Annotated in this window: 12 protein-coding genes; 7 read left to right on the top strand and 5 right to left on the bottom strand. The window is 64.5% G+C overall.

Annotated features, from left to right (window positions below):
• Positions 1 to 177: 177 nt before the first annotated feature.
• Together EHH60_RS25885 and EHH60_RS25875 are read left to right on the top strand one after the other, a co-directional pair.
• On the top strand, positions 178 to 885 hold the full coding sequence (locus EHH60_RS25885; RefSeq protein WP_124162230.1) for a GntR family transcriptional regulator: 708 nt from the start codon (positions 178 to 180) through the stop codon (positions 883 to 885).
• Positions 886 to 1,285: 400 nt separating this feature from the next.
• Positions 1,286 to 2,833 (top strand): FAD-dependent oxidoreductase, encoded by a 1,548-nt coding sequence (locus EHH60_RS25875; protein WP_199752048.1) that lies wholly within the window; start codon positions 1,286 to 1,288, stop codon positions 2,831 to 2,833.
• 120 nt (positions 2,834 to 2,953) lie between these two features.
• Here the strand turns inward: EHH60_RS25875 and EHH60_RS25870 are convergent, their stop codons facing one another.
• From EHH60_RS25870 to EHH60_RS25850, 5 genes are all read right to left on the bottom strand, one after another.
• A complete protein-coding gene (locus EHH60_RS25870) occupies positions 2,954 to 3,580 on the bottom strand; it encodes a transglutaminase-like cysteine peptidase (RefSeq protein WP_194393234.1) in 627 nt (208 codons plus the stop codon).
• Between the two features lie 331 nt (positions 3,581 to 3,911).
• Positions 3,912 to 4,523, bottom strand: a complete 612-nt coding sequence (locus EHH60_RS25865) for a PilZ domain-containing protein (RefSeq protein ID WP_024340745.1) — start codon at positions 4,521 to 4,523, stop codon at positions 3,912 to 3,914.
• A gap of 58 nt (positions 4,524 to 4,581) precedes the next feature.
• Positions 4,582 to 5,760 carry an MFS transporter gene (locus tag EHH60_RS25860; protein ID WP_245454593.1) on the bottom strand — a complete coding sequence of 393 codons (1,179 nt, stop codon included), beginning with the start codon at positions 5,758 to 5,760 and terminating at the stop codon, positions 4,582 to 4,584.
• Positions 5,761 to 5,837: 77 nt separating this feature from the next.
• The gene (locus EHH60_RS25855; protein ID WP_283811853.1) at positions 5,838 to 7,079 is read right to left on the bottom strand and encodes an MFS transporter; all 1,242 of its coding nucleotides are present in this window, start codon (positions 7,077 to 7,079) and stop codon (positions 5,838 to 5,840) included.
• A 187-nt stretch (positions 7,080 to 7,266) separates the two neighbouring features.
• Entirely contained in the window at positions 7,267 to 7,704 is a 438-nt protein-coding gene (locus EHH60_RS25850; protein WP_245454592.1) for an ester cyclase, read from the bottom strand.
• Positions 7,705 to 7,800: 96 nt separating this feature from the next.
• Here EHH60_RS25850 and EHH60_RS25845 point away from each other — a divergent pair, with 96 nt between their 5' ends.
• From EHH60_RS25845 to EHH60_RS25825, 5 genes are all read left to right on the top strand, one after another.
• A complete protein-coding gene (locus tag EHH60_RS25845; protein ID WP_124162226.1) occupies positions 7,801 to 8,604 on the top strand; it encodes a class I SAM-dependent methyltransferase in 804 nt (267 codons plus the stop codon).
• Positions 8,605 to 8,838: 234 nt separating this feature from the next.
• Positions 8,839 to 9,990 carry a zinc-binding dehydrogenase gene (locus tag EHH60_RS25840; RefSeq protein WP_124162225.1) on the top strand — a complete coding sequence of 384 codons (1,152 nt, stop codon included), beginning with the start codon at positions 8,839 to 8,841 and terminating at the stop codon, positions 9,988 to 9,990.
• 3 nt (positions 9,991 to 9,993) lie between these two features.
• Positions 9,994 to 10,476 carry a DUF5680 domain-containing protein gene (locus tag EHH60_RS25835; RefSeq protein WP_124162224.1) on the top strand — a complete coding sequence of 161 codons (483 nt, stop codon included), beginning with the start codon at positions 9,994 to 9,996 and terminating at the stop codon, positions 10,474 to 10,476.
• 106 nt (positions 10,477 to 10,582) lie between these two features.
• On the top strand, positions 10,583 to 11,005 hold the full coding sequence (locus EHH60_RS25830; protein ID WP_124162223.1) for a VOC family protein: 423 nt from the start codon (positions 10,583 to 10,585) through the stop codon (positions 11,003 to 11,005).
• A 237-nt stretch (positions 11,006 to 11,242) separates the two neighbouring features.
• Positions 11,243 to 13,183 (top strand): DEAD/DEAH box helicase, encoded by a 1,941-nt coding sequence (locus EHH60_RS25825; RefSeq protein ID WP_124162222.1) that lies wholly within the window; start codon positions 11,243 to 11,245, stop codon positions 13,181 to 13,183.
• Positions 13,184 to 13,292 lie beyond the last annotated feature (109 nt).

Raw genomic sequence — 13,292 nt, 5'->3', positions numbered from 1 at the left:
GAAAACTGTGCAGCGGAGTCAGATCGTTAGGTCAATGCTGGCGCAGCTTGGCCGACCGGCGCATGCGCGGACGCCTGCACACAAAATGAGCGAAGATTGTATAAAGTTTCGCCTGTGATTGGATACAGCTCGTCGACTAACATTCGAGGGAACGTCGCCGATCGAGCCCTCACGCCCATGGCTGCCAAGACCCGCCCAAAATCCGATACGCCAGATGCGAGCGATCGTGTCAGCCGTATCCGGGAGGGTGTGACCGCCGCGATCCTTGAACATCGCCTGCTGCCTGGCACCAAGCTCGGCGAGGACGAGATCGGTGAGATCTACGGCGCGAGCCGCACGCTGGTGCGCACCGCGCTGCAGCAGCTTGCGCATGAGGGCATCGTCAACATCGAGAAAAATCGCGGCGCCTTCGTCGCGCGCCCGACGCCCGCCGATGCCCGCGAGGTGTTCGAGGCACGGCGCCTGATCGAGCCCACCATCGTCGACCATGCAATCGATGCGGCGTCGCCGGCCTGGCTCGATCGCCTGCAGCGCCATCTCACCGAGGAGCGCGAGGCGGAGCTGCGCGGCGATGCGCGCGCCTCGGTGCGGCTCTCCGGCGAGTTTCATCGGCTCGTGGCCGAGATGAGCGGCCACAGCATCTATCTCGGATTCCTGAAGGAGCTGATCGCGCGCTCCTCGCTCATCATCCTGCTCTACCGCCGTCACGACACGCCGGCCTGCGGCACCGATCACCACGCCGGCATCGTCGGAGCGATCCGCAAGCGTGACAAGGCCGCTGCACGCGCGCAGATGCTGTCGCATCTGACTGAGATCGAGGCCGAGCTGTTTCTGAAAGATCCCTCCGCTGACGAGCTGCGGCTCGCGGACGTGCTGGGCGTCTGATCCCTACGGATCGCAAGCGCCGCCGCCAGAGCTGCTGCCGCTCAGGGACTGAATTCGCGTTCTGCGGCGAGCTGCCCGTCCGGTGTGATCTCGTAATCGCCGTCTCGTTTTGTCATCCACCCTGACCTGATCATCTCCCGTGCAAGCTGTACCGAGCAGATCGGGTGGTTGCCCCCTGGGTAATACAGCCTGTCGTTTCGAACGAGCAGGTGGCCGTACAACTGGGCCTGACGCAGCGCCCTGCGCATTCCGGGTGATGGATCTTTCATGCCGTTTTCAAGCGCGAGCGCGACGAAGGTTCCTAATCAACGCGGCGCCTCAATGGTATTTCTGCTCGACGGCTGCACGAGAGGAACCCTGGTCTTGTCGCGTCGTTCGTTCCTTGGTGAGGAGCATTGTCATGAACGTACGGGATGAGCACACCCAATCGCTCTGGATGGATGTTTCGGTCGCGGACGCGCCGGCGCTATCCAGTACGGTGGGCACAGATGTCGTCGTTGTCGGCGCGGGAATTGCCGGGCTGTCGGTTGCCTATGAGCTTGCCAGCCATGGACGCTCTGTCGTGGTGCTGGACCGTGGCGCTATCGGCAGCGGGATGACGGCGCGCACCACGGCGCATCTGGCCACGGCATTCGACGACGGTTACGACGAACTGGTCAGGGTGCGCGGGCCCGACTGTGCGAGGCGCTATTATCAAAGCGTCGCTGCCGCGATCGATCGCGCCGAGGCCATCCAGGCCGCCGAGCACATCGATTGCGATTTTCGGCGTGTCGACGGCTACTGGGTGCTGGCAAAAGAAACGCCCGCAACCGAGTTGGACAAGGAACTGGATTGCTGCCGCAAGCTCGGAATTCCCGTCGAAGACTGCACCAAGCCGACCCCGTTCCATGCCAAAGGTCAGATGCGTTCACTGCGGTTTCCGCGTCAGGCACGCTTGCATCCAACCAAATACCTTGCGGGTCTGGCGGGCGCGCTCGAGCGTCGCGGGGCGCGGCTCTACGCCGACACCTGTGTTGAGGGCATTTGTGAACAACATGGCGGCATGGTCGTGACGACCGCCTCAGGCCACGAGCTCCACGCCACCGACGTCGTGGTCGCGACGAACTCGCCCGTCAATGTGGAGGTGGCGATCCACACCAAGCAAGCGCCTTACCGCACCTATGCGCTCGCCGCGAAGATGGCGGCCGGCGGGCTGGAGGATGCGCTCTATTGGGATACGCTTGATCCTTATCACTATGTTCGGCTCCAGCCGTTCTCTGCCGATGAGGATATCGTCATCATTGGCGGAGAAGATCATAAGTCGGGTGAAGCGAACGATGGCGCGCAGCGCCTCGACGCGCTCGAGCGCTGGGCGCGCGAGCGCTTGCCGGATTTGCGCGAGGTCACGCATCGATGGTCCGGCCAGGTGCTGGAGCCGGTCGATTTCGCCGGCTTCATTGGCTGCAGCCCCGGCGAGGAGCATGTCTTCATCGTCAGCGGTGATTCCGGGCAAGGGATCACGAACGGGCTTGTCGCTGGCCTGTTGGTGACGGATCTGATCACGACGGGCGCAAGCCCGTGGGAAGAGATCTACGCCCCGTCACGGAAGATTCAGAAGAACATCGGCGAGTTCATCAGCGAGAACATCACGCCGCTGAAGAATTTTGCGGAGTATCTGACGGCGAGCGAGATTGCGAGCGTCGAGCAGCTGCGGCCCGGGGAGGGGCGTCTCGTTCGCAGCGGCTTGAAAAAGGTCGCGGCTTGCCGGGATCGCGACGGACGCCTGCATCTGCACTCGGCGAGTTGCACCCATCTCGGCTGCGTCGTGCATTGGAACGCGCTGGAGCAGTGCTGGGACTGTCCGTGCCACGGGTCGCAGTTCGCCCCTGATGGCACTGCGCTCAATGGTCCCGCGGTGTCGCCGTTGGGCGAGGTCGAGAAGCCGGCCAATCTTGAAGCCGCAGAGTGAGCTGCCCCGCTCCAAGAAAAGTTGCGGCCAGCCATTGGGGGATGGCTGGCCGCGCGCGAACCGGTCTGGGACGGGGAGGGGTGGGGATGTGACCGGGCCGCGTAACTCGTTGTCTCGTTCCTACTGATCTTTCGCGCTGGCGGTGGAGACCGCCGGCTTGGTATCGCCCAGCGAGACCCAGACATTGGGATCGCTCTGCGACTGGCGCTTCACGAAGCGGTAGCCGGTCTCCGTCCAAGCAACGACGTTCTCGTTCTGATTGTCGAGAACGAACTCGCCCTTGTCGGTCTTCACCGTCAGCACCGCGTGGCCTTCGCCCTTCTTGTCGCGCACGACGGTGATCAGCAGGGCTTGGCGTGGCCATCCGGCGTCGATCAGCATCTTGCGCTTCAACAGCACGTAGTCTTCACAGTCGCCGTAGCCGTCCGATGGCAGCGACCACTTCTCGATCACGCCCCAGTGCTCCTGGTCGGTCAAAGGCTTGACGGTCTCGTTGACCCAGCGATTGACCTTGACGAGGTCGCGCCATGCGGCCTGCGACATCACGATGTCGCGCGGCTGCATCGGTGCGCCCTGGCACTGGGCGGCGTTGTCCGCGCAGAACTCGACCCAGCCGATCGGCGCACGCGTGGTGTCGCCGAGGCTCGCGTAGAGCAGGCGGCTTTCGCCGGCCTGCGCCGTCGCGCTGATCCCGAAGAGCATGGCGGCCAGCGCCAGCCTCTTCCCCTGTCCCCTGAAGTCAAACATTGCGGTCCCCGTTTCTTGTTGGGACCACATTGCGCACGGAGCTTTTGAGCTGCCGCTAAGTCAGTCAAGTCAAGTCGAGACGAATGCAAGTAAAAGGCGCGGCAAATTCGATCTATACTTGAATCGAATTCGAGTAAAATTCGACATGACTGCAATTGATTCAAATTTTACCGGTTAAGGCGGAAACGCTGGCAGAAGCGTGGTTTGCGCACATCCGCAACCGACGCGTTAACCGCAAGGCGGCTCGCCGCGGGCCATGAAAAAGGCGGCGTCCGCATCGCGGAGGCCGCCTTCGAGCCTGGAAATAACGGGGTTTGCGCGTCCTCGCGGTTTACCGCGCGGTAACGCTCTCTTCGAGTGTCTCGATCGGCTGCTCGTGCAGGAACTCCAGCGCGAAGCCGTCTTCGAGGTTTCGGACCACGCGGCCCTGGACCCGGCCGAGCAGCACCGTCGATTTCAGCGGCGGGCGGTTCTCCGCGGCGATCGCGGCGCCCGACAGCGAGAGGTCGATGATGCGGCAGGTCATCTTGGTGCCGTCCTCGAGCGTCAGCACTGCGATGGGGTTGCGCGGCACGATACGGTCGTGACGGCGGTCCTCCGGCAGATTGAGGATATCGCGGTTCGCGAGCCAGGTCAGCTGGGCCGCGAGCTTGTCGCGCTTCCTCGGCGTCGCACCGATCGTCATGGCGAAGCCGTTGTCGATGATGCGGGTGATCTTGCCCTCGACGCGGCCGATATGGTCGAGATAGGCGACGACGCGGTCGCCGACATTGCCGATGCCGGGCGCGAGCAGGGCGAGGCCGCCCGGCGACATGTTGATCACCTGGCAGGGGAATTCCCGGCGGTCCGGCAGCATGTAACGGCCGAGCAGGTGCACCTTCACCCGCTGGAAGCGCCTGCGCTCTTCGGCGGCCGGAAGAAATTTTTTGTTCGCCAACGCCATTTTCAACACCCGACCCCCCGCCCGGGCGGAGTCCGGGACGACCCTAAGGTGCATAGGGTTAATGCCGCGTTAGGATTGTGCACGCCGGGTGCGGACAGACACGATGCGCTCGAAAAGCCACATCAGGGGCGGGCACGCCAGCACCGTCAGCGCGCCGAGGTCGAGCGCGACCGCCGCAGTCCCGGCCGATTTGGCGAGCCGCCCGGCCAGGGCGGGACCGAGCATCATCGCGGCGTAGAATAGCGTGTAGAACACGCCCATTCCGATCGCCCTGGTCTCCGGGACAAGCACGCGGGCGGTGAGGCTCATGATTGGGCCGGCGGGATGGCCCCCGATGAGGCCGATCAGGACCAGAATCGTGATCACCCAGTCCGATCGTGGCAGCCACGCCAGCAGCACGGCCACAAGCAGGCTGGCCGCGATCGCCAGCATAAAGAGGTCGCTTGAAGCGATCGGCGAGAAAGCCGCCTGCCGGAACAGAAATTACCGACAACCACATCACGACGCTGATCGCCGAGCCTGCCGCGGCGATGCTCCAGCCGCGCTCGGCCAAGAGCGTCGGGCCGAACGAGAAGATCATGGCGAAGCCGACATTATAGAGGCCCCAGATCACGCCGGCGACGACCACCGCCAGCAGGGCGAGCGGATCGAGCCGGCTCGATCCGGCCGCGCTGACGGCTGCTCCGGGTGGCGGCTGGTAGAACGCGACCAGCAGAATGCCGAACGCGGTCAGTGCGCCCACGGACAGGAATACGGCGCCTGCGCCATGGGCGGTGCCGATTGCTGGAAGGACCAGGAGCGAAATCGCAACGCCGGCCGGCCAGGAATTGACGAAGATCGCCATCGCGGTGGCGATCTCCTTGCCCGCGAACCAGTCCGCGGCCATCTTGGTGAGCTGCACCGTCAGCAGCACGCCGCCGGCGCCGGAGGCGAGCCGGCCCGCCATCTGCCAGCCCCAGATGTCGGTGGTAGCCATCACGAGGCTGCCTGCCGTCATCAGCAGCAGCGCGGCCATGGTGGTCGGCTTGTCGCCGAGCGTGCGGCCGATCGCGCCGCCCGGCAGCGCCAGCACGACGTCCGGCGTGAAATACAGCCCGATCAGGATGCCGATATCGGCAATGCCGGCGCCGAAAGTCTGTTGCAGCAGCGGCGCGACCGCCGCAACACTCTGGAACTGGAACGCGATGGTGAGGCGCACGACGAACAGGATCGCAAGAATGCCCCAGCGATTGCGCAATGACTTATCTCCCAAAAGTCTTGAGCGTGCGGTGAGGGGACGCAGGAGTCAATCGGCTGTGTCGTAACGCTGCGCCCTCACGCCGCCTTCGCCGCGCGCTGATACAGCAGGCACAGCAGCGCCAGCAGCACCGCGGCCGACAGCCCGAGCGACCAGTGGATGCCGATCGCCGCGCCTGATACCCCGACCGTGATGCCGCTGAAGGCCCGCATTCCGAGCCCCGCCATATTGTAGAGGCCGACGACCCTGCCGCGGATGTCGTGCGGCGCGTTCAACTGCACCAGCGCCTGCGCCATGGTGTTGAAGGAGAGCTCGAAGAAGCCTGCGAAGAACAACAGCGCGATCGCGACCGGATAGATCGGCACCATGGCGAAGCCGAGCAGCGCCACGCTCCAGAGCATCGCCAGCATGATCGCGGTGCGCGGCGTGCCCTTGAGCCGTCCCCAGGATTCCAGCGCGATCGCGGCGAGCACCGCGCCGGCCGCATCGGCCGCGAGCAGTACGCTGTAGGAGACGCCCGGATCGCCATGGCCGAGATCGCCGGCAAAGCCCGGCATCTGGGCGTGATAGGCATTGCCGATCATGAACGAGGTGAGGCCGGCGAGCCACGTCATCGCCGACAGCACCGGCTGGGTGCCGATCGCACGGATGGTCAGCATGATGTCGGCAAGGCCCCGCACGGCGAAGCGCCGCGCCGCCACGCTTCCGTCCCGCACTGGCGCCCAGAACAGCCAGAGCAGCATCGGCAGGTAGAACAGCGTGTTGAAGATGATGCCGTGCGAGGTGCCGAGCGTCAGCATGATGATCCCGCCCACCGCAGGCCCGATCAGGATGCCGAGATAGCGCGCCATGGCGTTGAGCCGCACCGCGCTCGGAAGGTCCGCAGGGGCAACGAGGTCGTAGAGCAGCAGCTGGTTCGGCGTCTGCCAGAGCACGCCGGCGCAGCCATGGATCACCAGCAGCAGCATCGCGTGCCACATCTGGATCGTATCGGTGACGAAGAAGAAACCCCATCCTGCGGAGGCGATGATGAACAGCAGCATGCCGCACTGGATGATGCGGCGCGGATCGAACCGATCGGCAAGCCCGCCGACCGCGACCGAGAACAAGAGGAACGGCAGCCAGTGCGACAGCACGGCAAAACCACCCAGCGTCGGCGACTGGAATTTCTGGAATACCACCCAATAGCTGATCACATGCTCGATATTGTCTGCCATCATCGCGAGCACGTAGGCGGTGAACTGAAGCCGGTACGGCACGGACTTCATCGCCGCGAACGAGCCGGACGCGGTCACGGGATTTCGGGGAAGGGGATTCACGCGAGCACCTGGGTGGGACTGCTCGGGCCTTACACGTTCGCCTGCCGCTGCTCAAGACACTTGGGTGTGGTTGAAGACCAGCCATGCCTGCGTGGTAGCCGTGACGTCGTCGCGCTATGGACCATGCTCCGCCGGCGCAGTAAACGCGACCGGCGCGCACGAGCGATGTGCCGAACCTGCGTCCTTCTCATGCCTTGCGGCGGGTCCAGCTTTCCTGGGGCTCGTCGGCCCATGCGATCCCAAGACCAAGCATCGCAATCCAGGTCTCGGCCAGCTTGCCGCCCTCGATACGATAGCTTTGCATGCCGGCGCGGCTGCACTTCTCGCCGATCGTCGGATCGGGCCAAACGAATGCAAATCGGAACCACGCGCGGCCGGTCGAGAAGGAATGATCGTATACCACGACGCGGATTCCGGGCCGGTTTCGGTGCATCGTCTGCAATTCCGCAGCATACTCGTCCCGGCTGACGGTCCGGTCGCCTCGCTCGTCGTGACGGATGTAATGCGATCCCACACAGTCCGGGATGAGGTCAAATCGACCCTCGTGCCAAACCCGCTCCCAGAGATCGAAGAGTGCGCGTATGTTCTCAGTCATGGGCTTCCCGAAATCGAACTGGTGCGGCACTGCGCGTCCTTGCAAATTTCTTGCCGGAATGCGGGTTTGCAGCGATATGCAGGAGAGCCGGTCCCATACGCCGCCTCCGCATTTACCGGTTGAGCTATGACGAACAAGGGTCCAATGCGGGCCGCGAGATTATTCACTACGATCTCCATCATGGAACAGAACAGCCTCTACGACCGCCCCGATCTGTACGACTTGATGGCGCCGCGAGATCCGATCCTCGAACGCTTCTATGTCGAGACGGCGTCCGAATGCGGCGGCCGCGTTCTCGATCTTGCATGCGGCACCGGCCGCCTGACCATTCCGCTGGCGCAAGCCGGGCTTGAGGTCATCGGCGGCGATTTGTCTTCCGCAATGCTTGAGCGCGCGCGGATCTACGCCAGCTCGCACGCGGTTGAACCGAGGTTCATCCAGTTGGACATGCGCAATTTCGATCTCGAGGGGAGGACCTTCGACACTATCATCGTCGCGGTGAATTCGGTCCTGCACCTGCACAGCCTCGATGACTTCAAAGGCTTCTTCGGGTCAGTCGGCAGGCACCTGTCGCCGAACGGCCGGCTCGTGTTCGACGCGTTCTTGCCCAATATCGCCATGCTCAACTCTGATCCGAACAAGCGCGAGTTGATCGGCACGGTGGTCCACGACGGCCTTGGCGCGATCACGGTCGAGGAGACCGCAAGATACGACCCGCTCACTCAGGTCAGGCATGTGGATTGGTACTGGTCGAGCAAGAAGGAGAAGGACTTTTGGCAAGTCGCCTTGCCGATGCGCAGCATCTTCCCGCAGGAGATGCCGTTGCTCGTGGCCTCGGGCGGCCTGCACCTCATCGAGCGCTTCGGTGACTTCGATCGCAGCCCGTTGGCTTTGGGAAGCACGCGGCAGATATGCGTGTGCGGTCTCTAGGCTGGACGCTTGATAAAGACCGGGTCCGGCACGTCGAGCGTAGTAAGGACGCGTAGCATCGACGTGATCCTTGTATTCCGGATGAGCGGAGCGACATCCGGGGCCGCTGCTTTCCGCATATCGCTTCGCTCATGCGGGCTACGAGACTACCCGCTTGGCATACGCGCGCATCTCACATACGCTTCCTTCCAACCCGCACATAAATCATAACAAGCGGGCAACGAGGAAACCATCATGGACGAAATCCGCGTCTGCACTCACGCCGGTCCCGGCTCGGAGCCCCTCATCCGTACCGTGCCGTGGCCGAAGGTCGGCCGCAAGGCTGCGTTGATCAAGGTCGGCGCCTGCGGGGTCTGCGGCACTGATCTGCATATCCTGAAGGGTCATTGGCCGAAGCCGCTGCCGTGGCCGTTCACGCTCGGCCACGAGCTCGGCGGTGTCATCGTCGAGTGCGGCGATGAGTTTTCCGAGGACTTCATGAGCAAGCCGCTCAAGGTCGGCTCGAAGGTGATGATCCCGCCGCTGATGCCCTGCGGCCGCTGCTACTACTGCATCCATTATCCGCAAGTAGCGAACAAGTGCCTGACCCCGGTCTATTACGGCCGCTATCTCGGCTTCGACAAGGCGCCGCATATGTGGGGCGGCTGGGCCGAATATGTCTATGTCGACCTCGACATGCTGCCGGGCACCAAGGTCTACAAGCTGCCCGACGACATGTCGCTGCGGCTCGGGGCGTTGTCGGAGCCGCTGACCTCCTGCATCCGCGCCTTCAATCGTGCGACCCGCGCCGGCGGCTTCAGCTGGGGCGACACCGTGGTGATCCAGGGCTCGGGCCCGATCGGCATTTTGGCGGTCGCGGCAGCAAAGGAAATGGGAGCAGGGCGCGTCATCTGCGTCGGCGCGCCGGAGGAGCCGCGGCTCAAGCTCGCGCGCGAGTTCGGCGCGGAGGCGACGGTGAACATCGAGGACCTCAAGTCGCCGCAGGAGCGCATCGATCGCGTGCGTAAAATCGTCGGCGGCTTTGGCGCCGATCTCGTGATGGACTGCTCGGGCCATCCGACCGCAGGCCCCGAAGGCATCGAGATGCTGCGCGACGGCGGCACCTATGTCGAGATGGGCCAGTTCACCGACGCCGGCTCGATCGACACCTCCTGGCACCGCATCTGCACCAAGGATCTCAACGTGCTGGGTTCCTGGGGCTTCACCGGCAACGACCTGCCGCTCGGCGTGGACATGCTTTATAGGACACGCGACAAATATCCCTGGCTGAAGATGCAGACGATCTACCCGTTCACGGAAGAAGGCGTAGCGCAGGCGGTGAGAGATGCGATGGCGATGAAGACCGTAAAGTCGACCATCGTCCCGTGGCCGGAGCTGGTGCAGTAGCCAATGCCATCCATTCCCCCCGATCTCGCGGCGTTCCTGGTCGAAGCCAAGCGGCGGATCTATGCCGGCCTCGACGACGACGCGACGATGGCGACGCCGCTGCTTGCCGGCTCGAAGCAGCTCGAGCACCGCGCGCCGCCTTATGCCTATCGCGATATTTACTTCGGGATGGCGTTCTTCGTCGGACAGGAGACGGTGTCGCGGGACGGACGCGTCATCTGGTCGATGAGCTACAGCGGCGGCGTCCACGCGGAGATCCGTGATCGGGACACGTTCCTCGAGATCTACAAATTCTTGCGCCAGGCGCTGCTGGGCGTAGGCGTCGACGAGCCTTACCGCGGACCACGCCTGTTCGAGCAGGCGGGCATGATTTATCGCAACGAGATCGAAGGGGCGCTCGATCGATTTCATGGTGTCGAGATAATTGCGCGGGATAGTGGGACGCCGCTGTACGAGCTGCGCTACGGTGGTGGCCTGCTACGATAGATTTCGGTCCTCGTGGCCCGGATGAGCGAAGCGATACTTGGAAGAGCTTTGCCCCATGTCGCTCGCTCATGCGGGCTACGAGTTGGAGTTTGGAATGAGCGAAGACATGACAAACGAACAGACATCCGGGGTCAGTGGGCGCTCTCCCTTCCACGCCATCCGCGCGATCGACTACACCGTCATCTTCGTGCGTGACATGGCCGCGATGCGCCGCTTCTACGAGGAAGTGTTGGCCTTTCCGCTCTTGCGCGAGCTCTCGCCGAACTGGATCGAGTACGGCCTGGGCAGCAATACGCTGGCGCTCGCACGGCCGAGCCGCACCGCGGCCGATGCTCCGACCCCGCCGGGCAGCGCCTCGCTGCAACTGGCCTTCAAGGTCTCCGCGGTCGAGGTCGATCAATGCGCCGATGAGCTCCTGCGGCAAGGCGTGGCGCTGCTGTCCCCGCCGACGGACCAGCCCTTCGGTCATCGCACGCTGTTCTTCCGCGATCCCGACGGCAATCTGCTGGAGGTGTACGCGGAGATCTGAAAGGGCTGGGGTTGTACAAGCGCCGCGCTGAACGCGACCCCAGAGATCGTTTGCAACCTTCAGGCGCGGCTCTCTCCGTCAAGCCATGCATCAAAGGTATGGTGATTTCCCAGCGCTTGGCGTAAAGAGCGCCCAGATCAAATCGCCAGCGTGCGGCCAGGCCGTTTGCCGCGCATGCAGCTCAGGTCCGCCCGATCACCGTTTGCGCGCCCTGAATCAACCAAGGTTTCCCATCCCGTGTCTCTTCCGGCCCTGACCCCGCCGCTCGCCCGCGCTTTGGCTGAGCGGAACTATGATTCACTGACCCCTGTCCAGCTCGCCGTGCTTGCCCATGAAGCCAGCGGACGTGACCTTCTGGTGTCGGCCCAGACCGGCTCCGGCAAGACTGTCGCCTACGGATTGGCCATTGCGAAGAATCTTCTTGATGACGCCGAGCAGTTCGGGCCCGCGGCAGCGCCGCTCGCTCTGATCGTGGCGCCGACCCGCGAGCTCGCACTTCAGGTTCAGCGCGAGCTGGCCTGGCTCTACGGGCATGCAGGCGGGCGCGTCGTCTCCTGCGTGGGCGGCATGGATCCGCGGCGCGAGCAGCGCGAGCTGGCGGCAGGCGCGCACATCGTCGTCGGCACGCCCGGGCGGCTCTGCGATCATTTGCGACGCGGCCGTCTCGACATCTCCGAACTCGCCGCCGTCGTGCTCGACGAGGCCGACGAGATGCTCAATCTCGGCTTTCGCGAGGACATGGAATTCATCCTCGAGACCACGCCGGAGACGCGCCGTACCCTGCTGTTTTCGGCGACGTTTCCACGCGGCATCGTTGCGCTGGCGAGGCAGTATCAGCGCGACGCCTTCCGGATCGAAGTCGCCGGCGACCAAGGCGGTCACGCCGATATCGAGTATCGCGCGATCCGCATCGCGCCCGCCGACGTCGAGCACGCGGTCGTCAACGTGCTGCGCTTCTACGAGGCGCCGAGCGCGCTGGTGTTTTGCAGCACGCGCGATGCCGTCAGGCATTTGCAGGCGGCGCTGCTGGAGCGCGGCTTTTCCGTCGTCGCTCTCTCCGGCGAATTGACGCAGAACGAGCGCACCCTGGCGCTGCAGTCGCTGCGGGACGGGCGTGCCCGCGTCTGTGTGGCGACCGACGTCGCCGCCCGCGGCATCGACCTGCCGAGCCTCGACCTCGTCATCCATGCCGACCTGCCCAACGACGCCGAAGTGATGCAGCATCGCTCCGGCCGCACGGGACGCGCGGGCCGCAAGGGGACGAGCGTCCTCCTGGTGCCGCCCGCACGTCGGCGGCGCGCGGAGCTGCTGCTCAATCTCGCAGGGGTGGATGCGGCCTGGGGCACCGCGCCGCAGGCGGAGGAAATCCGCAAGCTCGATCATGAGCGCATGAAGGACGTTCTTTTCACCGAGGAGACGACGGCCGACGATCTGGTGCTGGCGCAGGCGCTGCTGGCCGAGCGCTCGGCGGAGGACATCGCCGCCGCGCTCGCGCGACTTTACCGCGCGCGGCTGCCGTCGCCCGAGGACATCATCGACCCCGGCGAGCGAAGCGGCCGGACGCGCGACGATCGCGGTCGCGACAGATCTCAAGGCGCGGATGGCGAGGATCGCCCAGCGCGGCTCCGATCCAAGCCTGGTAAAGGATCGTCGAAGCACGGCATGGCGGAGGGCAGCGTCTGGTTCCGCGCCGCGATCGGACGACGCAAGAATGCGGAGGCGCGCTGGCTGCTGCCGATGATCTGCCGCCGCGGCGGCATCGACAAGCACGATATCGGCGCCATCAAGATCATGGACACCACCACCGAGTTCGAGATTTCCGAGCGGGTCGCGGAGTCGTTCGCGGCCAAGGTCAAGCGTCCGGATAAGGAAGACAGCATCCGCATCGAGCCGATGGCGGACGCGCCGCGCCGGCCGGAAGCTTCGGAGGAGCGCTCTCACGCGCCCCGGCGCGAGGCCGGCGACCATCGTGAACGGCGCGACGATCGCCCGCGCGAGGCAAGCGGATTCAAGCCACGCAGCAAAGCTCACGGCGAGCGCGCACCGAAATTCGGCGATGCTCCCTCTTTCGGAAAGAAGAAGCACAAGAACAGGCCGGGCCACGCTGAGCCGTCGGTCACGCCGTGGCCGGTGAAGGGCGCGTCGGGAAAGAAGGCAAACAAGAAGCGGCGAGGTTGAGCTTCTGCCGTTCACCGATGACGGCAATGATGCCGCCGGATTGCACCGGCGACATCATCTGAAAAGGCAGGTGTGGGCTCAGCGGCCTCCGCCGCCACCACCACCACCA

The organism is Bradyrhizobium sp. RP6 (genome assembly GCF_003837805.1).
In the GTDB taxonomy this organism is placed as follows: Bacteria; Pseudomonadota; Alphaproteobacteria; order Rhizobiales; family Xanthobacteraceae; genus Bradyrhizobium.
Note: the sequence above shows the minus strand (reverse complement) of the source record. Positions and strands in the feature narration are given on the sequence as shown.